At 44.4% G+C, this 22610-nt stretch carries 16 protein-coding genes; 8 read left to right on the plus strand and 8 right to left on the minus strand.

Going from position 1 to position 22610, the window contains the following annotated elements; genetic code table 11:
- Positions 1-57: 57 nt before the first annotated feature.
- The 4 genes from KL866_RS10470 to nudF all read right to left on the minus strand — a co-directional run bounded on the left by KL866_RS10470 (position 58) and on the right by nudF (position 2675).
- Positions 58-639: a YqiA/YcfP family alpha/beta fold hydrolase gene (locus KL866_RS10470; RefSeq protein ID WP_025256600.1), complete on the minus strand. Its 582-nt coding sequence runs from the start codon at positions 637-639 to the stop codon at positions 58-60.
- Between the two features lie 124 nt (positions 640-763).
- Positions 764-1615 (minus strand): metallophosphoesterase, encoded by an 852-nt coding sequence (locus KL866_RS10475; protein WP_025256601.1) that lies wholly within the window; start codon positions 1613-1615, stop codon positions 764-766.
- Positions 1612-2052, minus strand: a complete 441-nt coding sequence (locus KL866_RS10480) for a DUF1249 domain-containing protein (protein WP_025256602.1) — start codon at positions 2050-2052, stop codon at positions 1612-1614. The genes KL866_RS10475 and KL866_RS10480 overlap by 4 nt, the downstream gene beginning before the upstream one ends.
- Positions 2049-2675, minus strand: coding sequence for an ADP-ribose diphosphatase (nudF, locus tag KL866_RS10485; RefSeq protein WP_029661505.1), 627 nt, complete (start codon positions 2673-2675; stop codon positions 2049-2051). Before nudF ends, KL866_RS10480 begins: the two co-directional genes overlap by 4 nt.
- 296 nt (positions 2676-2971) lie before the next feature.
- Here nudF and tolC point away from each other — a divergent pair, with 296 nt between their 5' ends.
- Positions 2972-4369: an outer membrane channel protein TolC gene (gene tolC / locus KL866_RS10490; protein WP_025256604.1), complete on the plus strand. Its 1398-nt coding sequence runs from the start codon at positions 2972-2974 to the stop codon at positions 4367-4369.
- Between the two features lie 125 nt (positions 4370-4494).
- Here tolC and KL866_RS10495 read toward each other — a convergent pair whose 3' ends face one another.
- Complete coding sequence (locus KL866_RS10495) at positions 4495-4647, minus strand: hypothetical protein (RefSeq protein WP_197025463.1); 153 nt, start codon at positions 4645-4647, stop codon at positions 4495-4497.
- Positions 4648-4834: 187 nt separating this feature from the next.
- Here KL866_RS10495 and KL866_RS10500 point away from each other — a divergent pair, with 187 nt between their 5' ends.
- Positions 4835-5671, plus strand: coding sequence for an ion transporter (locus KL866_RS10500; protein WP_025256605.1), 837 nt, complete (start codon positions 4835-4837; stop codon positions 5669-5671).
- A gap of 161 nt (positions 5672-5832) precedes the next feature.
- Here the strand turns inward: KL866_RS10500 and prsT are convergent, their stop codons facing one another.
- Positions 5833-8607, minus strand: coding sequence for an XrtA/PEP-CTERM system TPR-repeat protein PrsT (gene prsT / locus KL866_RS10505; protein ID WP_214994946.1), 2775 nt, complete (start codon positions 8605-8607; stop codon positions 5833-5835).
- Between the two features lie 305 nt (positions 8608-8912).
- On the opposite strand from prsT, the gene KL866_RS10510 reads away from it, so the two are divergent.
- From KL866_RS10510 to KL866_RS10520, 3 genes are all read left to right on the plus strand, one after another.
- Positions 8913-10712 (plus strand): DEAD/DEAH box helicase, encoded by a 1800-nt coding sequence (locus KL866_RS10510; protein WP_025256607.1) that lies wholly within the window; start codon positions 8913-8915, stop codon positions 10710-10712.
- A gap of 129 nt (positions 10713-10841) precedes the next feature.
- Positions 10842-12227, plus strand: a complete 1386-nt coding sequence (gene cysG, locus KL866_RS10515; protein WP_214994948.1) for a siroheme synthase CysG — start codon at positions 10842-10844, stop codon at positions 12225-12227.
- Between the two features lie 151 nt (positions 12228-12378).
- Complete coding sequence (locus tag KL866_RS10520) at positions 12379-13410, plus strand: hypothetical protein (RefSeq protein ID WP_311236140.1); 1032 nt, start codon at positions 12379-12381, stop codon at positions 13408-13410.
- A gap of 63 nt (positions 13411-13473) precedes the next feature.
- Here KL866_RS10520 and KL866_RS10525 read toward each other — a convergent pair whose 3' ends face one another.
- A complete protein-coding gene (locus tag KL866_RS10525) occupies positions 13474-14871 on the minus strand; it encodes a PhoH family protein (RefSeq protein ID WP_025256610.1) in 1398 nt (465 codons plus the stop codon).
- Positions 14872-15174: 303 nt separating this feature from the next.
- Positions 15175-17250 carry an extracellular solute-binding protein gene (locus tag KL866_RS10530; RefSeq protein ID WP_214994950.1) on the minus strand — a complete coding sequence of 692 codons (2076 nt, stop codon included), beginning with the start codon at positions 17248-17250 and terminating at the stop codon, positions 15175-15177.
- A 215-nt stretch (positions 17251-17465) separates the two neighbouring features.
- Between KL866_RS10530 and KL866_RS10535 the strand changes: the two genes are divergently transcribed.
- From KL866_RS10535 to rluA, 3 genes are all read left to right on the plus strand, one after another.
- A complete protein-coding gene (locus KL866_RS10535) occupies positions 17466-18830 on the plus strand; it encodes a hypothetical protein (protein WP_034325338.1) in 1365 nt (454 codons plus the stop codon).
- A gap of 108 nt (positions 18831-18938) precedes the next feature.
- Positions 18939-21818 carry an RNA polymerase-associated protein RapA gene (rapA, locus tag KL866_RS10540; protein ID WP_214994952.1) on the plus strand — a complete coding sequence of 960 codons (2880 nt, stop codon included), beginning with the start codon at positions 18939-18941 and terminating at the stop codon, positions 21816-21818.
- Between the two features lie 50 nt (positions 21819-21868).
- Positions 21869-22585 (plus strand): bifunctional tRNA pseudouridine(32) synthase/23S rRNA pseudouridine(746) synthase RluA, encoded by a 717-nt coding sequence (rluA, locus tag KL866_RS10545; RefSeq protein ID WP_214994954.1) that lies wholly within the window; start codon positions 21869-21871, stop codon positions 22583-22585.
- Positions 22586-22610 lie beyond the last annotated feature (25 nt).

Here is a 22610-nt window from a genome sequence, read left to right on the forward strand (position 1 = left end):
AGCACTGCTCTGCTGTATAATTGATGTTAGCAGGGCTAGTTGAGACTGGCAATGCGCTTATTTAAGCAAAAACTCGGCTATAGCGGGCAAGTGATTTTCGTAGCCTACAAAGCTGTGATCGCCACCTTCTTCAATAATCAAGTGACTTTGCGCGTACTTATCGGCAGCCAAGCGGTAATCCAGCGTTTCATCTGCGGTCTGAAGCAACACCTTGTAATTGCTTGGTTGTTTAATTAAAGCAGCGTCTAACGCTTGAATTACCCCCATATCACTTTCTACTATTTCAAACTTTTCTTTGCTATAAGGGTTTTCATGGGCACCGATAAAGTTTCGCAACAACTCGTACGGGCGTACCGCTGGATTAATTAGCACGGCTTTACCACCAAACTTTTCAAGCAAAAACGTAGAGAGATACCCCCCCATTGAACTACCAATAAGTTTAAGCCCGTTTTCGAGCAATGCTGGCGTGCTTTCAATAACCTCTAATAACTGTCTTTCTACTTTACTGGGAAAATTAGAAAGTTCGGGAATATGTAAGGTAACGTTTGTGTGATGCTGCTCAAAATACGTTTTTGTAGCTTGCGCTTTGATGGACTGTGGTGAACTCAAAAAGCCGTGAAGATATAAAATGTGCTGCATACTATTCTCTATTACTTGTTCTGTTTGGCATTTTTTTAGCGTTAAGCGAAAATAGGTAGCAACCTCAATAGAGAACGCTGCCTACTCTTTCCCGGACAAGCTATACCAGCCTAAATCGATACCGTCAAAGCTCAACTCGATTAACCACAACATCCACCGAGCCGTCATCCATCAAATTAACAACCTGATACCCCGACGCTTCGTTGCTTACTCCAAATTCAGATTGCATTTCCCATTGCCAGCAAGTGGATGGACTGCCGTAAGAAGGCGTATTGTTCGCACCTATGATCTGACGTAGTGGCGAATGCACATGCCCGTGAATCAAAGCTTTTATTTGCGGATGTTCTTCTGTGAGCGTTACAACACGCTGCGCGTTGGACAAAAAGTGCTTATCCATCCAACTGTTCGAAGGCAATATGTGGTGATGAAGTGCAATAAGATGATGAATTTGGGCGGACTTCGCTAGCGACTGCTTTATTGCCTTTAAGTCGTTTTCTTTTACCTCACCGGCGGCCGTGTATTTGTCGTCGGTGGCGCGAGTATCTAAGCCATGTATTTGCCAATTGGATAAGCTTATGGGCTTAGAGCTTTTCAAGTGCCGATTGCCCACATATTTCTCGAAATATGGATTATTGTCGTGGTTACCGGCCAGTACAAACCACTCTATATTAGCGCGCTCAATACATTGATGCATTAACGATGCAAAAAGTTGATAGCTTTCAGCTGAATTGTCGCCGCTAATATCACCTGTAACAAGCACTATAATTTTTTGATGTTTATTCTGCTTCGCTTCCTGTTCTATCCCGCCAGCAGCGTCGTGAAGCTTTTGGTTTTTGGTATCAGCGCTGTTACCTACGTACTTTTGAACATCGCTAAGCACACGCGCCAGCGAATGATAAGGTGCAATACCCGCATATGCCGCCTTATCTTTGTCCTTAAGTAAGTGGCAATCACTCAATTGTATAAGTGTTATCACGCTTCAGAAATAACGTTCGAGGAGTGTTGCAAACAGAAGTTTAACCACTCAGCTAGAAAGATATTTACCATATGCTTCTCGTTGCGTTGACGCATCTTGTTATTAGGGTAGTCATAAGAAGGCTGTAACGCCCCCGTGTTCTGACTATTTATCACTTCTGCCATGCGAGCATCGTGATAAAGGCGCACCGTCATCACAGGCGTTAAGTAAGAAGGCATATCTTTTGTTGTTTGTTTAATACTCAGTGTGCTCGTGTAGCGGGCAGACTCTACAATTCGAATCTCGTAAGACAGACCAGTAGCGACAGAAAACTCATACCTTAGGTCTTCCGTATCGCAGTCAGGCAAAATTCTTAGAACATGGGAATAGTTCAGTTCGCAAAGTGCCTGCATTGATGGAAGATGAGGAATGTATTTTCGTTGATTGCGTTGTGTCACGATGACTGCCATTGCTCCAGAAGTTGTGTTTTATGCATAAAGAACCATTGTAGCGCAATTACCGCTGCGGCGTTGTCAATATGGCCATTTTCCAGCCATTCAAGAGCGGTATTCTCTTTTACACGGTGCACTTTAATGTCTTCAGACTCGGTTTCTAGGCCGTGAATGCCTTGTGCCAAGCTAGCATCAGTCTTTGCTATAAATATATGTAATCTTTCCGTGGTGCCGCCTGGGCTCGATAAATAACTTAATGCCTTGGTCAAGTTTTGTAACTTTATTCCCGCCTCTTCCATCGACTCTCTATGACATACATTTTCTGGAGTTTCTCCTTTATCAATCATGCCGGCGATAATTTCTATTAACCAGGGGCTTGAAGATGTGGCTAATGCCCCAATTCTTACTTGCTCGATTAGCACGAATTCTTGCAGAATAGGGTCGTAGGGTAAAACGCCCACAGCATGACCGCGTTCAAAAATTTCGCGTGTAACTGTGTCGCTCCATTCTCCATTAAAACACTTGTGCTTAAATTGATACTGATTCATGGTAAAGAAACCACGATACACTGGCTTAACGTCGGTGATTTCGACATCATTTGAGGTAAATGAAAGGAATTCCTTGCTCATTTGCTGACACTTATGGTTCAAATAGATTTATCATACATAGTACATTTACACACCAACCATGTATACGCATGAAAAATGCGAAATGGCGTGTGAACGAATAACAGAAAACTCATATTACAAGTCGTCTATTACTATAATAATTGCGTGGGTAGATCACATATTCTGTTACAGTTAATCGAATACTGTTACGAGTTTGGACTTTCGGTTTGTGGTTGAATTTTCATACACTTGGTTTTATTAAGTCGTCTTAACGAATAAACGACGACACAACTTGAACACAACAGGAAGACGTAAGCATGAAACGAACACTTCTGTCGCTGGTTATCGGTGTTTCGATGACAACTGGTGCATTAGCCGATGACCTAGTGCAGGTTTATCAACAAGCACTAGCGAACGACCCATTGGTAAACCAAGCGAAAGCGCAACGTGATGCTGCGTTTGAAGGGATTAGTATTAGTCGCGCAAGCCTATTACCTCAAATTTCAGGCTCTGTAGGCTATACCATGTCTGATTCTGAGCGTTTTCAACAGGCAGCTGGAGACAACGGTCTTCAGGTATTCACGACAGATACAGAAGTCGATACCATCGATTACGGTTTAACGCTTTCAATGTCGCTGTACGACCACGCTAACTGGCTGGGTCTAGACCGCGCAGAAAAAATTGCCGAGCAAACTGACGCACAGCTTGCTGCAAGCATGCAGGACGTGATTGTACGTACTGTTACTGCTTACTTTGACGTTTTGCGCGCCCGTGACAACGTAGAGTTTGTAGGTTCAGAAAAACGTGCGATTGAACGCCAACTAGAACAAACCCGTCAACGTTTTGAAGTGGGCCTAACTGCTATTACTGACGTGCATGAAGCGCAAGCAAACTACGACAGTACCGTCGCCCAAGAGATTCAGGCTAAAAACGAACTTGAATTTGCCCTTGAAGCGCTGCGCGTTATTACAGGTAAATATCACGACCGTCTTTATGGTTTAAATAAAGATAATTTCTCAGCCACAATGCCGGTACCTGAAACCGTAGACAGCTGGCTAGAAACCGCCCAAGACAAAAACCTAGCATTGTTGGTGGACCGTTTAGCCATGGATGTGGCTAAAGAAGACATTGCCATTGCACGTTCTGGTCACCTACCCACTCTATCTTTGTCAGGCAGCTATGGCCGCTCTAAAGACGATGTAGACGCAGAAATTCTTAACGATGATGGCTCTACGACCCCATTTGGTTATGAAACGCCTTATCTAGATAGTAAGTCAATTGGTGTTACATTAAGCGTACCTATTTACCAAGGCGGCAGTGTTAGCGCACAAACATCACAAGCGAAGTACAACTACGTTGCTGCGAGCCAAGCTGCTGAGCAAACGTACCGTCAAACAGTACAGTCGGTTCGTAGCTCGTTTAACAATGTTAAAGCGTCTATCTCGACTATTCGCGCTCTTGAACAGTCAGTTGTGTCGGCAGACAGCGCACTTAAAGCAACAGAAGCCGGTTTTGATGTAGGTACACGTACTATTGTTGATGTACTTGATAGCACGCGTAATCTGTTTGATGCACGTCGTAACCTTGCTGGTGCACGCTATGACTTCATTCAGTCTGTTATTACGCTTAAGCAAGCGGCTGGAACCCTTACAGGTGAAGATGTGGCTATGGTCAACCGCGGTCTTAAGCCGGTAGAGAGCAATAACAACCAATAGGTTGTTTATACCGCTAAGTAAGCATTTGAGTACGACATAAAGAGGGTGGCGACTGGCTGCCTTTTTTTGTGCCTATGTCGGTATTTGAAATTGGTGATTTGAGGATTAGCAGGATTATCTACTCGCTATTTTGCGCAAGAAAACTTCTTTAATGCGCCTAACAACTGCCGATATTCATCACATAATGCTTCAGCGTTTTGCTTAGTCATTACAAAATTAGACAAACGCGTTGAAACGGCGCGTAATTTTTCTTGCAACAGCTGTAACTCATCATCCATGATTATGCCCCTAAAATATTGTTACCTTTGACGATGTTAGTTCTGCAGGATTAGTGGCTTTAAAAAAGCTTACCTGCCCCTACATTATTGGCACGTAAAGCGTGCAAACAACTACTTTAGTATAACGCCAACTAGGTTTACGACAAGCCTCTTGGCCAAACGATTTTTTCTTGAGTGATAAATAAAAATGCAAGCCTCTGAACTACAAAATAAATTTGAGCGCATAAGAGCAAATAAATGGTTTGAAGCCTTTGTTATCAGCGTCATTGTTATTTCAGCGCTACTCGTTGGTGCGAAGACCTATGAACTGCCTACCGGTATGTCATCGGTTACATTGTTTCTGGACTGGTTTATCAGCGCATTCTTTTTAACTGAAATAACCATTCGGTTTTTAGCAGAGAAACGAAAGCGTTATTTTTTTAAAAGTTTCTGGAACTGGTTCGACACACTCATTGTAATTATCAGCCTTATTCCGGCAGACGATACTGAACTTGCGCTGATCGCTCGTTTAGTTCGAGTATTCCGTGTGCTTCGTATGATTTCAATCATTCCAGAGCTTAGAATATTGCTCGTTTCTTTAGTCAAGGCCTTGCCTCAGCTAGCTTATGTCATGCTGTTGATGTTTATCATCTTCTACATATACGCTGCGGTGGGCAGTACGCTATTTGAGAATATTAACCCTGTTCTGTGGGGTGACATTACTATCTCTATGCTGACACTCTTTAGGATCATGACCTTCGAAGATTGGACAGATGTGATGTATGAAACCCAAGAAGTGTACTCACTAAGCTGGATTTTTTACTTAACCTTTATCTTCTTTACCGCATTCGCTTTTCTAAATATGGTTATCGGCATTGTGGTAAACGTGATGGAGAGGGAAAACGAGAAAGCACGGGCAGAAAAAGAGGCAGCCTTGCTTGAAGAGCAAATTGCGCAAGGTCACATTGAGCCTACATTGCATGATGTTATGAGAGAGCTGCGCGAACTTAAAGCTCAAGTCGCATCGCAAAATAGCAAAGCGTAAATAACTAAGGCAACAAGAACGCAGGTGGTAAATCAGCAGTTACCTAAGCAGACGATTAAGTAAGAATAAAAAGAAGGCCACTTTAAAGTGGCCTTCTTTCATTTCAATTTTTGCTGCACAAGAAAAATAAAGGTGTTAGCTAAAACCTTTATTAAAGCGCCTTATACGCCGTATTGCTGCTTAAGGCTTTCTGCTCTTTGCTTTGCAGCCTCAGAGTTAAACTCTCTACTTGCTAAGCGTCGCTTTGCTAACGCCTTTTTATCCAGTTCAAGCAACAAAGCTACGTGATTTAAATACACGTCATCATTAGCAATGGGGCCCGTTGATATTTGCTCATACAGTTTTAGCGCCTCTTCTTTCTCGCCTTTAGCGATATGAATTTGAGCTAACGTATCAACGGCATCTGCGTTTTCACGCTGCAGTGATACCGCTTTTTTCGCTAGCTCTTCAGCTCGCGTCAGGTCTTTATCTTCAAACGCTAAATAGGCCAAGTTATTAAGCACTACAAAATTGTCTGGAGTCTTGGTAAGTATAAGCTCGTAGGTTTTAATGGCGCTGGCTCTATCTTTACCAATTTGACGCTCGGCTAACAACATAGCGCTTTGCACATCGTTTTCGTGTGCTTTAACGTGCTTTTGTAGAAAACTAAATGCTTGCTCTCTTTTGCCCGACATCTCAAGTGCAGCTACAAGAAGCAGTGCATTATCCGAGTTTGCAGTAGCATCATAAGCCACTTTAGCGTGGTCTATGGCCTGCTCTGGTGCTTTATCTATAAGGTGTAAACGGGCGATTACCCCTCTGACAAACGGCAGCGATCTAACGTCGTCAGAAGTATTGTTGATAATTTCCCATGCAGGCTTAGCTTGACCAAGACGGCTATGAAAATAAGCCTTAAGCAAAGTCAACTGCGCATCAGGACGTTTCGCCAACACTTTATTAGTAAGCTCTAAACCTTGGTTGAATTGCTTTTGAGAGTCCACGATAAGCAGCTTACCCAGTACCGCATTTTTGTCTTGCGGGTAGACTGATAGCCAGTGATCAAAGAAAGTCGTTGCTTCTTTTACATTATTGGTGGCAATGAGCGCCTGACCTTTTAAGTTCCAAAATGCTTGAGGTGATGATTCATCGCCTTGAACGTCCGCTAATAGCGAAACAGTTTTATCTAACTGACTATTTAGCGAGTACATTCTTGCAAGTAAAAGTCGTAAGTTAATGTCGCCCTTGCTAGCATTGAACTGCGTTTGTGTATGTTTAACAACAGAATCGGCATTTCCGTTTTCCATTGCCAACGCGAACCACAACGCTAGCGCTTGAACGTCAGCAGGGTTCTCATCGATAAAAGCGCGGATAAACGCGACGGCATTTTCCTTCTTGCCCTCGGCAACGAGCAACTTAGCTCTGGAGTACGTAACTTCATTACCCGCGTCGTTAAGCTCACTCGCTTTATCTAAGTATTGCGCCGCTTCTTGATAAGCGCCTTCTGCCGTTGCAATGTTTCCTAAATAAATCAAAGGCGCTGCTGTATCTGGTGATGTCTCATGCCACTCTTTCGCAGCACTTTTAGCCTTATCAAGCTGATTAGTCGCTATGTAAGCGCGCAGTAACGTTGCTTGTGAGGTGACGGACTCAGGCGCCTGTTCAACAGCTTGTTCAAGGTTTACTAATCCATCGATGTCGTTTAATGATAATTGTAAAACACCTAAACGTGACAGATCTTCGGCTGTGGTACTGACCCCTTCGGATTTTTCTACCATCTGCTGCGCGCCAACTACGTTGCCTTCTTTAAGCAGTTGATAACTGGCTTTTGAAAACAGGGCGGCATCAACACTTTGCTCGCCTTCTACTCTTGCTAATACTTCAAGAGCCTCGTCGTTTTCACCTAGCTGCAGCATGCTGTCTGCCAGCATTCTAAGACCTGGGTGATTATCAGGCAGACTAGATGCCACCATAGTTAGATGACGCTGTGCCGCCTCGAAATCTTGTATTTGGTATGCACTAAAACCCGCTACCAGACGCACAACCTGGTCACTTCTACCGTTTTGAACGGCAATTTCTAAGTGCTCAAGGGCTTTAGCATAATTTTCGTTGGCCGACTCAATAATGCCTTTAAAGGTATTAAGCAGCGGATGATTTTCATTCAGCACCAATAGATCATCGACAATAGGCTGAGCTTTATCTAGGTCTCTTATCTCAATAAGAAGTGCGGCATACGCAAATTTGCTGGTTACGTCGTCTGGAAACTGACTAACATAAACACCATAAACTTCGGCAGCCTTTTCTGGCTCGCCATTTTGTAGGTATATCTTAGCCAACTGTTGAAGTACGTCTTTATTCGTCGGTGCTTGCTCACGCAGCGCCTCAGTTGCGGCTAATGCACCTTCCATATCGTTATCTAACACAAAAGCGTAACTATCAATTAGCCCTTTATAAACCGAGCTGGTATCAAGAGTGGAAAGATCAGCTAAGAGCGCTTGCGCCTCTTCGCTTTTACCAAGTTGCATAAGTGCTTGCAGCTTGTAGAAGCCCACTTCTGCTGATTCAACCGCCGTCATACCTTCTGCGCGGTAATCAACTTCAGCAAGGGCATTTTCCGCACCTGACTGCTGATAGGCAACTGATAACAATGGAATTACTTGGCTAACGGGGTGCCCTAGGTCTATCGCCTTGTTAAGCTCTTTTTCTGCCGCCGCATAATTTTTTTGTTGCAGATACAATTTGCCTAGCTCAAAGCGAGGCTCGGCGGCATTTGGGCCTTTTTGAATAGCATTTTTGTATTCAACGATAGCAGCATCAAGCTGCTGTTGAGATGCATAGTTCCTTGCATCAGCCAAATGGCTTTCCATTGACTTTTCACTACACCCTGACAAAAGTACACTGGTTAACATAACTGCTAGCGTAGTGCGTTTAATTAATTTATTTGTTTTATGCTTTGCCATTGTAATTCCTTGCCCTTCCTAAGATTTTTATCGTCACATTACCGCACATTGCAAAAAGCGCTCGCCAAACTGCTTATTATTTCATCGAATTTGTGCAATTTCGTGGCAACCTGTCCATTATTCGAATATAATACGTTTTTTTGCAACACTGCTGGCAAGCATATCGCGAAATACGCTAAGAATACGCTCTATAAACTCGCCCGAAAGGCCAGTTCATCGCTGTATAGCGTCTTGCGATAATAAACCGAAAAAGTACGGTTTAATCGTATGCCGCACCCTCCTTACTTAATGCACCAGGATCCTTAATGACCACAACTGTCGACATGACATTTAAAGACCTTAATTTACCAGAACCTATCTTACAAGCCCTTGAAAAAGTTGGCTACGAGAAACCGTCTCCTATTCAAGCCGAGAGTATTCCTCTTATCCTTGAAGGGCACGATTTACTCGGTCAGGCACAGACAGGGACAGGAAAAACCGCTGCGTTTGCCCTGCCTATGTTGGCAAATATCGATCCTGAGCAACGTAAGCCGCAATTACTGGTATTAGCCCCAACCCGTGAACTAGCTATTCAGGTTGCCGAGGCGTTTCAGGTTTATGCGAGCTTTAGTCAGAAAATTAAAGTACTTCCAGTATACGGCGGTCAGTCGTACGACAACCAAATTCGCCAGCTTAAGCGCGGCGTTCAAGTGGTTGTAGGTACTCCAGGCCGTATCATCGACCACATAAAACGTAAAACGCTAGACTTGAGCGAGCTTAAGTTCTTAGTGTTAGACGAAGCTGATGAAATGCTTCGCATGGGCTTTATTGATGACGTTGAACTCATTCTTAGCCACGCACCAGAAGAACGCCAAACTGCGTTGTTCTCGGCAACCATGCCTGGTCCAATCAAGAAAATTACCCAGCGTTACTTGAAAGACCCTAAGCACGTTAAAATTGCTTCCAAGGTAAGTACTGCTAGCACCATTCGCCAACGTTACTGCCAAATTGCACCGCACCATAAACTTGAAGCGCTAACCCGCATCATGGAAGTGGAAGTATTCGACGGTATGATCATTTTCGTACGCACGAAAACCGCGACTGTGGAATTGGCAGATAAGCTATCTGCTCGTGGTTACGATGTAGAGCCGCTAAACGGTGATATTCCGCAGGCAGCTCGTGAGCGCACCGTTGAAAAGCTTAAGCAAGGTAATATCGACATTCTTGTTGCCACTGACGTAGTAGCCCGAGGTCTTGACGTTGAGCGTGTAAGCCACGTAATCAATTACGACATTCCTTACGACAGTGAATCTTACGTACACCGTATTGGTCGTACCGGTCGTGCTGGTCGTCAAGGTGACGCAATACTATTTATCTCTCACCGCGAAAAGCGCTTGTTGTTCTCTATCGAGAAAACCACCAAGCAGCCTATTGAAGCGATGCCTATTCCTTCAATTAGCGAAATCAATGAGACACGCTTAAGCCGTTTCAAACAATCGGTTGCCGAAGCTACTCAAGACGATAGCATTGAGACACTTATGCCTATTGTTGAGATGATTAAAGAGGAAAACGAAGCGTCTCCAGAAGTATTGATGGCTGCTCTTCTTAAGATTGCGCAAGGCGATGAGCCGTTAATTCTTAAAGAGTCAGATCGACCAGACATCAACAGCAAGCCTCCGCGCGATAACCGTGAAAGAAACGCTCGTGATGGTCGTGATGGCCGCGAAAGAAAACCAAGAGTACCACGTGGCAACCGCAAGCCAGAAGAAGGCATGCAGCGCTTCCGTATTGAAGTGGGTCACGTTCACGGTGCTAAGCCTGGTAATATCGTAGGCGCTATTGCGAACGAAGCTAACATTAACTCGAAGCACATTGGCGCTATCGAAATTTATGACAACTTCAGTACAGTAGACCTTCCTGACGGCATGCCGAAGGAAACTCGCGATACGCTTCAAGGCACACGAGTTGCTGGACAACGTTTAAACATTCGCGAATGGTCTGATACGCCACCGGCTAAACGTGAAGGTCGTGGCGATCGCGGAAACCGCGGCGACAGAGCACCTCGCGGCAACCGTGAAGACCGTCCAAATCGCGGAGACCGCGAAAACCGTAAGCGTAAGAACTAAATAGCAACACATTTAGCCTTTATATAACTAATTGCAATATAAAGGCTGTTTTCGTTGTTTTCTAATTAAAAAGAATTGGCGCAAAATAGTGTCAGTTCTTTTTTTGTATTTAAAGCTAAGAAAACCTTTATGGATTACTTTCCGCTATTCCTAGACGCTAGAAAACTCGATGTCCTTATTGTTGGGGCCGGTGAAGTGGCAGCCCGTAAGCTAGAGCTTATTATGAAGACGCCTGCAACCATTACAGTTGTGGCGCCTTGGGTTTGTAATACCGTTAAGCAACTAGCGTCAAATGAGAAAGTAACACTCATTGAACGTGAGTTTGAAAATAGTGACCTTACTCACAAGGACATGGTTTTTATTGCCACCGACAAAGGCGATGTTAACCAATATATTCACGACTTAGCACGCGCTAACAAAGTGTTAGTAAACGTGGTGGACAATACGCCGCTTTGCCAGTTCATTACTCCTTCTATTGTTGACCGCTCCCCTATTATCATTGCTATGAGTAGTGGCGGCGTTGCACCTGTTTTACTGCGTTATTTACGTCAGAAGCTAGAAACGGTACTGCCCGCTAACTTAAGTAGATTAGGCGCGTTTTCTGAAAAATTCCGCGAAAAAGTAAAACAGACGCTTAACGGTGTAACCGCAAGACGCTACTTTTGGGAGGACGTTCTCGACGGCGACATTGCAGAAATGGTTGAAAAAGGCCAAGACCAAAAAGCTGATGAAGCGTTTGACTTAGCATTGCAAGCTGCCGCTGAAGACAAAAAAGTCGAAGGACAAGTGTATTTGGTAGGGGCAGGTCCTGGCGATCCAGACTTACTCACATTTCGCGCCCTTCGCTTAATGCAAAAAGCTGACGTTGTAGTTTACGACCGCTTAGTTTCGCCTCAAATTCTTGAGCTTGTGCGTCGCGATGCTGAAAAAATCTATGTGGGGAAAGCTAAAAGCAATCACACGCTTCCTCAAGACGATATTAATCAGCTAATGGTTGATGAAGCGAAAAAAGGTAATCGTGTAGTGCGTTTGAAAGGCGGCGACCCCTTCATTTTTGGTCGTGGCGGAGAGGAAATTCAGACCCTCATTCAGCACGGTATTGAGTTTCAAGTGGTTCCCGGCATTACCGCAGCAAGCGGCGCATCAAGCTATGCAGGCATTCCGCTTACCCATAGAGACCATGCACAGTCTGTCGTGTTTGCTACAGGCCATTTAAAAAACGGCACTATCGACCTCAACTGGCCTGCGCTTGCGCAACAAAATCAAACCGCGGTGTTTTACATGGGGCTTACAGGTTTGCCCATCATCTGTGATAAAATGATTGAGCATGGGCTTGATGCCTCAACGCCAATAGCACTTGTTCAGTCGGCCACCACTGAAAAGCAGCAAGTGTTAACGGGTACGCTTAAAGACATTGTCGCCAAGCAGGAAAGCGCGCAGCTTCAGCCGCCTACACTTATTATTGTGGGTAGCGTAGTAAGCCTTCACGATGAATTAAACTGGTTTCAAGAATAGGCGACATATGTCGCCTTTTAATTAAGTGCGACTGTTCGTGACCGAGTCTCTCAATCCCCCCAGACCGAATTCAGCATAAACTTGTATTTTACACATAGGCGCGCATACTCAGTTATATAATGAACATGTGGCTTATGGTGTGGTAAACGGTGTGAAGTGCGTTGAACAGACAGTGATTGGAAAAGCACTGAACCGATATGTTTTTGGATCTCAATTTCACGCGTTCAGCACATCAAAACCAGCCAGCATGCTTTTGCTGTTTTCTAGCCTCTTTTTAACATCTACTGCATACGGCGAACAGCTCAAATACAGCAAAGTTAACACGGATACTGGGATCAATTTTAGCTACGAATGGTTAGATAACGATAATACGCGACAATCTATTTCTTTTGAGTTATCTAATAGTGCATTGAAAGAAGCGCCCTCTCAGCAAGCTAACTACAAACCGAAAATAGCACAGCGATACATCATTGTTGCATTAACCAAAGAAGCTAAAAAAATAGACCCTAAAGTTGCGCGTGTGAAGATAACGCCCAAACGAGAGTCTATTGATATTCAGGTTACAGGCTCAGACGAAGCGCAAGTTGAAGAAATACTCGATAACTTAAAAGCTATTCAACAGCAAGAGTACGATAGGTACTTGCGGGATCATTACTTTACTCGCTTCACTACTTTGTTTAATCAAAAAGCGATAAAACCGGATCACGTGCGATATGTTGCCGAATCGGTAAAACCATTGATAGCAGCATCCCAAGCGTTTTATGAAAAGGTGGCTTCAGAATCAGATTATAGAGCCTATTTTTCATTGATTCTTAGTTGGCTTCAAAGTATCCCCTACGACACATTGGAAGACAGAGTAGTAAGTAATGGCTCTGGCTATGCGCCACCTATCAGCGTACTTATGCAGAACCTTGGTGATTGCGATAGTAAAGCGGTACTGGCGTCGTCGATGGTGCGCGCATTTTTACCGTCCACGAAAATGATTATGGTATTTTTACCTAATCATGCCTTGCTCGGGGTTGCCTTGACGCCCATGGCCGATGACAGAACAATAGAGCACGACGGCGACACCTACGTACTCTACGACCCGACCGGACCGGCACTTATTCCATTTGGACAAGTATCTCAAAACACCGAACTTCACATTGTAACCGGGCGCTATCAAGTGGAAGTAGTAGAGTAAAGAAATAAAAAGCGCCTTTTAGATTAAGGCGCTTTAGATAATACATTTGAGAAGAGTCACTAGTTAGAGGTTTTCTTCCGCAAAGCTCGCTAGTCGACTTCTTACTACGCCATCAAGATTAATGGTGGCACTACCCGAGAAATCTTTAAACTTCTCAACCAAGTAGGTCAACCCCGAGGTCACAGCACTTAGATAGTTACTGTCTATTTGTGCCAAATTACCACCTACGATGAGCTTAGTCCCCTCACCACAACGGGTGATGATAGTTTTAAGCTGTGATGCAGTTAGGTTTTGCGACTCATCCAATATCACAATAGCATTTTGAATACTTCGCCCTCTCATAAAGTTCACCGATTTATACTGAATATTGGCTTTTTCCATAATGTAATTCATAGAGCCTTTAGTATTTTCGTCATGCTTGTGAAGCACTTCGAGTGAATCGGTTATAGCTGCCAGCCAGGGCAGCATTTTTTCTTCTTCGGTTCCCGGCAAGAAGCCAATGGACTCGGCAATTTCTGGCGTACTACGCGTGACAATAATTTTGTCATACATGTTGCGCTCTACCACCATTTCAAGGGCAGCGGCTAGCGCAAGTAGGGTTTTGCCACTTCCGGCAGGGCCTGTAAGAATAACCATATCAATATGCGGGTCGAGCAGCGCATGAAGCGCCATGGCCTGACCGATATTTTTAGGCGTAATGCCCCAAGCGTGACGCCCCATTAGACGTTCATAACCTAAGTCTAAAACCTCTAAGTGATCATCAGTAATCTCTTCTACTAAGCCTGCAAACTGCCTAGTTTCATCAAGTAAAAACTCATTTACATACGCCTCAGGCAGCATAGATTTAGGGATGGTGTGAATGGTATCCCTTCCTTCGCTGCGGCTATCAACACTTTTCACACTGTCCCAGAAGTTTCCTTCAAAGGTATGAAACCCTCGAGATAAGTACTTAATGTCAGTGATTAGTTGGTCGGTGCGGTAGTCTTCAACATGAGCAAGGCCTGCCCCTTTCGCCTTAAGACGCATGTTTAAGTCTTTGGTTACCAACACCACTTTTTGCGGCGCGAACGTTTTTTGCAAGTGCAGCGCTACGTTAATGATGCGGTTATCATTCTCATTACTGGTAAAGACCTGCTGGGCTTCCACCATATTGAGGTCTGCAAATATAGATAGGCTTCCTGTAGGTGCCGTTTGACCCGCGCCCAACCCTTCCATCGATACGCCTGCAAGCATATCTTCTGGTGTTGCGTCGTGGAGCAAATCCTCCATTGCCCGAATGGATACCCGTGCATCTCGCGCCACGTCTTTTTTACTGTCTTTGATGTAGTCGAGTTCTTCCAATACGGTCATTGGAATAACAACATCATGTTCTTTAAAGGAGAGAAAAGCGTGAGGTTCGTGCAGCAAAATATTGGTATCGAGGACGTAAATCTTGGTATCGGTAGAATTTTTTTTTGGCATCCTTCACTCCGGTAAATAAAGCCAGGTTAGGCGTATAGTTCACTTAAGAACGCACGCACTAACAAGCTACAGTTACGGTCGTAGGAGAATGCCGCTCGAAACAGGACTTCTTCCCCTACTCGCGTCGACTGAGAAGCAGTATTACACTTTCTGCCTCACAGGTTCGTCAGTTGAATTAGCGAACCCTTAATTCCACCTTAATCCAGTTTTTGAGATTTAGCACTGTTTTTTCTTTTTTATTTTGTGCGCCACTCAACACTATCCATTTTGAACTCTCTCAATATTAGCTATTGTGCAAACAATCTACTTTTGTTTGTCAGCGAAGTATCCTGCCCGCTGCAAAATAATCTGCGTTTGCTTTTGTGCACGTTCTAAGGCCTCTTTCACGTTCTTTTCCCCGGTAACCGCATCGTTAATTTGTGCCCCTACTGCATAACCGATAGCGGTAAATTCTGGGATGGGAATAAACTGGCTTCCTATCATAGACTTACCTGCCCCACCGCTTGAAAGCATCTTCAACGCTTGATGTTCGAAGGCTGCATAAGGCACAACTTGTTGATAAGCGTTCGAATAGGTTGAATGTCTAGTACCTGAAGGGGCTGCGTATTCGCCGCGGACTTTCTTAAGGTCAACAATAAAGGCTTTTGACGTTAAAAAATAAGCGAGTCGCTGGGACTCTTGCACATAGCGCGATTGTTTCGGTATGGCAAAATTCCATGACCAAAACCATTGCGCCCCTTTCTGTTGTTTACCGAGCGGCGCATATGTAACACCGGTAAATTGAGTAACCTTAGAATAGCTTTTATCAAATAGAGCGCCACCTAAAGACGAGGCATCAACGAAAAACGCTAATTTCCCTTCAGCAAAGAGTTTTTGGTTCTCTTGCCACCCCATATCTTCGTTTTCAGGGGGGCCCAAGTTCTTTGCAAGATCAATATACATACTTACTGCATCAAACCACGCTTTGCTGTCTAACGTGGGCTGCATTTTTTCATCTAACCACGATGCGCCATAGGTATTGGCCATGGTACTCACTAATGCCATATTCTGCCCCCAACCCACTCGCGTTCTAAGCCCAACGCCATAAACTTCCTTTTCGGGCATATGTACTTGTTGAGCGAGTGCCTTTACATCGGCGTAAGTGAGCACTGAGGGAAGGCTTAAATTAAAATTATCAAGCAGGTCCTTTCGGTAGAAAGTTAGTGTGGTTTCAGCGACAAACGGTAACCCATAAAGTGTTCCGTCAACGGTGTTTGCATGAAGAGCAGCAGGAATGACGTCATTAATATTATAATCGGCAGGGTGAGAATTAAAAGGAACAAGAATGTCTCGCTTCGCCCAAATGGGAAGCCCATAGTTACCAATCAATACTAAATCGAAGCTGCTCTCGTTCACCGCAAAATCACCTAGCAGCCTTCGCCGTAAAACGGTTTCATCCATTATTCTCCATTGGATATTAGACTGCGACAGAGGAGAACCGTACTTATCTAGATATGCCTTGGCGTGAAAAATAGCATTAATATCTGGCGCCCCAACAATTAATGTTTCGCCATTTTGTGAACCTTCATAGATGCCATACTTTTCAAGTATTTGAGTCAAAAAACCATTCTGTCTTTGCTTTTGTAACGCTAAGTTAAACTTCGCAATTAATTTAAGCGATTCAGGATTTTTTTTGGAAAGTGCGAGATGATAATAACTAACTTCCTGTCCACCCGGCACAAAAATAAATTTTCCGTTTAGATTGGGACGCTCATTTACCAAAGTCTCTTTTGCGCTGTATTTATCAATAAATAAAACATCAACCCGACCCTTTCCGAGCAAATCCAAAAGATTGGCGGTAGTTTTGGCGGGATACAAACTGAAGAATGTTTCTTCTGATAATATTTTCGGGGCCGGCGTACCTCTTAGATAGCCGACTCCTCGTAAGTTCTGCCGTTTAAGCCAATCAACAAGCTTGGCGGCACCGCCAGAATTTTTAAAGTTTTCAGTTCTTATTAAGAACCCACGATCTCCTGCAGGAATAGGGTCGGATAACAGTAACGTGTCATCCAATTCTTCATAATTATGGACAGGAAATACGCCATCTATCGCTCCGCTCTCTGCTAACATGATTGCTCTAGCATGAGGGAAGTGCTCAACAGTGAGTTGCTCATTCAACTCTTCAAAAATTTTAAACACTACTTCATTCACGTATCCTTTCGACACATCTTTACTGTCACTGAAAGGGCTAACTTCTGAAGTTGCAAGCACAAAAGGGCGGGCAAAGGCCAAGTTAATGCAAGTGAGGTAAACAATACATAGTAGGTAAATAGCTACTGTTATAACCTGTCCCGATGGCGCGGAACGAAAGCAAACATCCTTTCCAGATACCTTTGACATAATGCAATTCTCTGTATTCATCAGGTGTATTTAAGTAGCGGATAAAAGCAAAAAGTGTTTTACTGTTACCAAATAAACCTCCACTTAATTCGCCAGCGCTTATTAACATTATCCTAACATGACTTTCCAAGTATAAGCATAAAAACTAGAAATACAGATAATCGCAAAACCCAGTATCCCGCCATTATCACTGCACTTAAAAAGGACTTTTTGTCGTGTCAGACGCTCAACGCATTTTAAAAACACTGCTTTTTTCTCTTTTTATGTTGTTAACCACTAGTGTTACAAGCTATAGCAGTTCCGCGAGTGCTATCGATACCACAATTGAAAAAGTGCAAACAGAGAACGGTACCACTTGGGTACTAAGTTATACCCTAAATACGCCATCCGATCGGTTAGTGTTTATAAGAAACCCCGATTCTTCTAGAACAACTCGTTGGCTACCAAAAAACAGCGATATTGAGATTATTTACAACACCGTTGAGCAACAAGAAATTGTACGCTCTAAAACGGGAAAACCTATTTCTAAGGTTTCCTTTTTACTCACTCCCACTTACAAACACCTGGGTAAAGACTATGCGCCGTTTTCGCCCTTTTCAAACGGTGGCAATGCTTTTCATTCTGGTCGTCTGTTTGCTTGTGCTAATACTTGTAAAGATGAATATAATGAATGGCCTATAACCCTTAAAGTGCCAAGTGGCGAACATATCGTTTTAAACGGAAAAGTAGTTAGTGGCAGCGCCTCATGGGTAGATAAAAATAATGGCAGACAGGTTTATGTAGGTAAGCAGCAACCTATTATCACAGACAGCGCTGTTGCTCTTATTGACCCAGCCCTACCTGAAAGCATTCAAGCAAAACTTAAAAACGACATGCCCAAAATAATGGCTTATTTCTCTCACTCTCTTAACCCACTTGCCGCTGAGAAACCTATGCTATTTGCTTCTTACGCCATGGTTGACGGTCATTCATCACAAGGCGGCACGCTGCCAAATCAAATCTTTATGCACTGGAATAGAAATGATTTGGACAAGCGCGCTGAGAATAGCGACTTTGCCAATAAGACATTGTGGTTCTTTGCTCATGAAGCAGCACATTTATTCCAGCCCGGAAATACCGATGGTGTTTCAGAGAATGACGAACAATCTTGGTTACATGAAGGTAGCGCTGACTACTTTGCCGCACTAGCTATGAATTACCTTTATGAAGATGCCAATAGCTATGTAAAAAGGCGTATAACCCACGCGTTTGAAAGCTGTACGCAAGGTTTAACGCAAAGCACACTTGCCAACGCTTACAGGAAAGGACACTTCAACCTTTATTACTCGTGCGGAATGGTAATACACCGCGCCATCGACAGCGTAGTGCAGCAAAAAACGTTAGGTGAGGAGTCGCTGTTTACCGTATGGAAACGACTTCAAAAAGCAGTGAGTAGAGGCATGCCGCCTGGCACAGCGACCTTCTTAGCATTACTTGAGCCTTATAACGCACCTGAACTTATTAACGCCATAAATAATGCAACAAGCGATGATGCATCAAAAGCCATTCAAGGAGTTGAAGCGCTATATCAGATGAACTAGTCCTTTCAACGCTTATGTAGTAAAAACGACAACCAATGGTCTAGTATTAATGACTTATCACAACGCAATGCGTACAATACCGCCCCCCGAAAAATAGGTTGGTGATTTATGAGTTCAGATAGTCAATTTTTAGTTGGTCAGCGTTGGTTAAGCAACACAGAAATAGAGCTGGGGCTGGGCGTGGTTATCGGTAACGATTTCCGCTCAGTTGAAGTGTTGTATCCGGCAACAGGCGAAGCGCGAAAATACACAAAGCAAGATGCGCCGCTTACGCGACTAATATTTGAAATTGACGAAACGGTCAAAAGCCAGGATGGCTGGGAAATGACCATTACTGAAAAAGAAGAGAGCCAAGGTTTATTTATTTATCACGGGCTTCGTGAAGATACCAAAGCCCAAGTGCGTTTACCTGAAACCATGCTAGACAGCCACATTCGCTTAAACCAACCTGAAAAGCGCCTGTTCAGTCAGCAACTAGACAATCCGAAATGGTTCGACTTACGGGAACGCGCCCTAGATCATCAATATGAATATTTACGTTCAAGTACTATCGGCCTTGCCGGTGCGCGCATATCACTTATTCCGCACCAGCTACACATTGCATCAGAGGTAGGCGGCAGACATGCACCTCGCGTATTACTTGCTGATGAAGTAGGGCTTGGTAAAACTATTGAAGCAGCGTTAATTATTCACCAGCAGCTTAAAACTGGTCGTGCCGAGCGCGTGCTTATCTTGGTTCCAGACTCGCTCATGCACCAGTGGCTAGTTGAGATGCTGCGCCGAGTAAACCTTCCCTTCGCCATTTACGATGAGAGTCGTTGCGAAGCAATTGAGAAGAGCGAAGCAATAGAGAAGAGTGAAAGTCTAGAAAATGACGAAACGACTGACACAAGCACAGTAAACCCTTTTGAAAGCGATCAGCTGGTACTTTGCAGTATCGACTTTTTAAGTAAAAGTGAAAAACGACAGCAGCAAATTCAAGCCGCAGGTTGGGATTTAATGGTTGTCGATGAAGCTCACCACCTTGCGTGGTCAAGTGAGGCTCCCTCTGCCGAATACCTGTGTGTCGAAGCACTAGCTAATCAAACACCTGGCGTATTGCTACTTACCGCAACGCCTGATCAACTTGGTCACGAAAGCCACTTTGCCCGCTTACGCTTACTCGACCCGGCACGCTTCCATAGTTACGACGCTTTCTTAGATGAAGAATCGAAATACAGCCAGCTCGCTGATGCGGTAGCGCCATTACTTTCAGACGCCGAGCCTAACGACAAACAGCGTAGCAAACTCGCTGAATTCGCGCCCGACGTAATGGAACATGCGGGAGACTTAAATTCACCGGAAAACCGCCATGCGTTGTTGCATCAGCTCATCGACTGTCACGGCACAGGGCGCATGTTGTTCAGAAACCGCCGTGCCAATATTGAAGGGTTTCCAGAGCGTAAATTAAGCGCTTATGAATTAACTTTACCTGAGGTTTATTCAGAGGCAATTAACGGCGGCGACTTAACCTATTCACTTTATCCTGAGCGTATTGCAAGTGTTGTTAACAGCTGGACTAAGCAAGACCCGCGTGTTGAATGGCTGCTCGATTTTATGCAAAGCGTTAAGCCAGAAAAGATTCTGCTTATTTGCGCAAGCGCCCGCACAGCACAAGAACTAGGCGAAGTCATTCGAACGCAAACCGGCATACGCCATAGCGTATTCCACGAAGGCATGAGTATAGTAGAGCGCGATAAGGCGGCCCATTACTTTGCCGACGAGGAAGACGGCGCACAAATTCTATTGTGTAGTGAGATTGGCAGCGAAGGCCGTAACTTCCAGTTCGCTCATCACTTGGTATTGTTCGACTTGCCTATTACGCCAGACCTGCTTGAACAACGTATTGGTCGTCTTGACCGTATTGGTCAAATTCAAACTGTACAAATTCACGTGCCTTATTTAGCGAAAACCGCTCAGCACGTATTGTTAGATTGGTATCACGAAGGGCTTAATGCCTTTGAGAAAACCTGCCCTACGGGCTCTGGCGTGTTCGACGACGTTAAGCCTTTGCTTATTGGTGCCTGCTTACACCCTGACGATATGAGTGCCCGTGACGAGCTTGTAAACATGAGCGTTACGCTAAATAGTCAACTGGTGGCACAGCTTGAAGCCGGTCGCGATCGTCTTCTTGAGCTTAATGCCTCGGGCGAAGGCCGTGTAGAACAACTGCTTGAAGATATTATCACCCTTGATAGCGAACAAGATTTGTCGCGCTTTATGGGGCGTGTGTTTGACGCTATTGGTGTTCAGCAAGACGAAAAAGGCAATGATTGCTTTATTCTAATGCCAACCGAGTCAATGGTGAGCCAGCTTCCGGGGCTTGACCCAGAGGGCATGACGGTAACTTACAAGCGCCGTGTTGCTACCACGCTTGAAAACGTACAGTTTCTAAGTTGGGATCATCCACTTGTACATACTGCCATGGACGTAGTACTTACAGACGTACACGGAAAAAGTAGCATGGGCTTTATTGCTGAGCCTTCATTACCGAAGGGCGCTTACTGGATAGAAACCCTTTTCGTGCTGCATGCACAAGCGCCGAAAGCGCTTCAATTAGGCCGCTTCCTGCCGCAAACGCCGGTACGCGTTTGTTTAGATGCGCAGGGCAATCCGTCTGATTTGAGCTTTGATGTTAAGCGCAAAATTGGTCGCAAAATTTCTTCTCAACTTCTAAAAGCACTGCAACAGCCACTAGAACTTGCTATCGAGAAAACGCGTAAGCTTGCTCATCATCAAGCTAACCAAAAGCAGCATGATGCCCTTGACGATATGCACAGCACATTGAATGAAGAAATACAGCGCTTGCGCGACCTTCAAAAGCGCAACCCTGCCGTACGCGACAGCGAAATTGAATTTATTGAAATGCAAATGAATGCCCTTGATAAAGCTATTCAGGAAGCAGATGTTCAGCTAGACGCAATACGTATTGTAGTGAACAACCCGTAAATGCAAAACGTGTAACATTACAAACGCGATAATGAAGTAACGAGTACATAATGGCAAACCCGAGTTTTGTTTATAACCCGCCTATGACGCCTTATCTTGATATTTTGTATAAAGATGAGGATATGGTGGTAGCGCATAAGCCTAGTGGGCTATTGAGCGTGCCTGGTAAGGCCCTAGAGCACCGCGACTCGCTCATTAGCCGGGTGAACTGTGTATATCCTACTGCCACGGTAGTTCATCGGCTAGATATGGCGACATCGGGTATCTTAGTGCTGGCACTGAATAAAGATAGTCATCGCCATATATCAAAACAATTTGAGCTTCGACAAACTAAAAAGCGGTATTTTGCCCGAGTACATGGTCATGTAGCTCAAGACAGTGGAGAGGTTAACCTTCCCCTTATTTGCGACTGGCCTAACAGACCAAAGCAAATGGTAGACTTCGAGCGCGGTAAGAAAGCAGTAACGCATTTTGACGTTATTGAGCGTACCCATGATGAAAAAGGTTTGCCCTACTCTTTAGTTGCCCTTTATCCCATTACAGGTCGCTCTCACCAATTGCGCGTTCATATGCTTGCTTTAGGCCACCCTATTTTGGGGGATAGACTTTATGCCCATGAAGAAGCGCTATCTATGGCCTCTCGCCTACAACTACATGCAGAAAGCTTGAGCTTCTCACACCCAACTCGTGGGTATTGGCTGCATTTTCACATCCCTATTCCTTTTAGCCTGTACCAACCCAAAGCCCTTTCTGAAAGCATTGAGTAGCGTTTTCGCGCTACGTAATGCTGCT

Source organism: Alteromonas sp. ALT199, assembly GCF_018619335.1.
In the GTDB taxonomy this organism is placed as follows: Bacteria; Pseudomonadota; Gammaproteobacteria; order Enterobacterales; family Alteromonadaceae; genus Alteromonas.

Bases quoted from the DNA above. Each gene is read 5' to 3' on its own strand.
- KL866_RS10470 (WP_025256600.1), bottom strand. From the start codon at position 639: ATGCAGCACATTTTATATCTTCACGGCTTTTTGAGTTCACCACAGTCC.
- nudF (WP_029661505.1), bottom strand. From the start codon at position 2,675: ATGAGCAAGGAATTCCTTTCATTTACCTCAAATGATGTCGAAATCACC.
- tolC (WP_025256604.1), top strand. From the start codon at position 2,972: ATGAAACGAACACTTCTGTCGCTGGTTATCGGTGTTTCGATGACAACT.
- KL866_RS10495 (WP_197025463.1), bottom strand. From the start codon at position 4,647: ATGGATGATGAGTTACAGCTGTTGCAAGAAAAATTACGCGCCGTTTCA.
- KL866_RS10500 (WP_025256605.1), top strand. From the start codon at position 4,835: ATGCAAGCCTCTGAACTACAAAATAAATTTGAGCGCATAAGAGCAAAT.
- prsT (WP_214994946.1), bottom strand. From the start codon at position 8,607: ATGGCAAAGCATAAAACAAATAAATTAATTAAACGCACTACGCTAGCA.
- KL866_RS10510 (WP_025256607.1), top strand. From the start codon at position 8,913: ATGACCACAACTGTCGACATGACATTTAAAGACCTTAATTTACCAGAA.
- cysG (WP_214994948.1), top strand. From the start codon at position 10,842: ATGGATTACTTTCCGCTATTCCTAGACGCTAGAAAACTCGATGTCCTT.
- KL866_RS10525 (WP_025256610.1), bottom strand. From the start codon at position 14,871: ATGCCAAAAAAAAATTCTACCGATACCAAGATTTACGTCCTCGATACC.
- KL866_RS10530 (WP_214994950.1), bottom strand. From the start codon at position 17,250: ATGTCAAAGGTATCTGGAAAGGATGTTTGCTTTCGTTCCGCGCCATCG.
- rapA (WP_214994952.1), top strand. From the start codon at position 18,939: ATGAGTTCAGATAGTCAATTTTTAGTTGGTCAGCGTTGGTTAAGCAAC.
- rluA (WP_214994954.1), top strand. From the start codon at position 21,869: ATGGCAAACCCGAGTTTTGTTTATAACCCGCCTATGACGCCTTATCTT.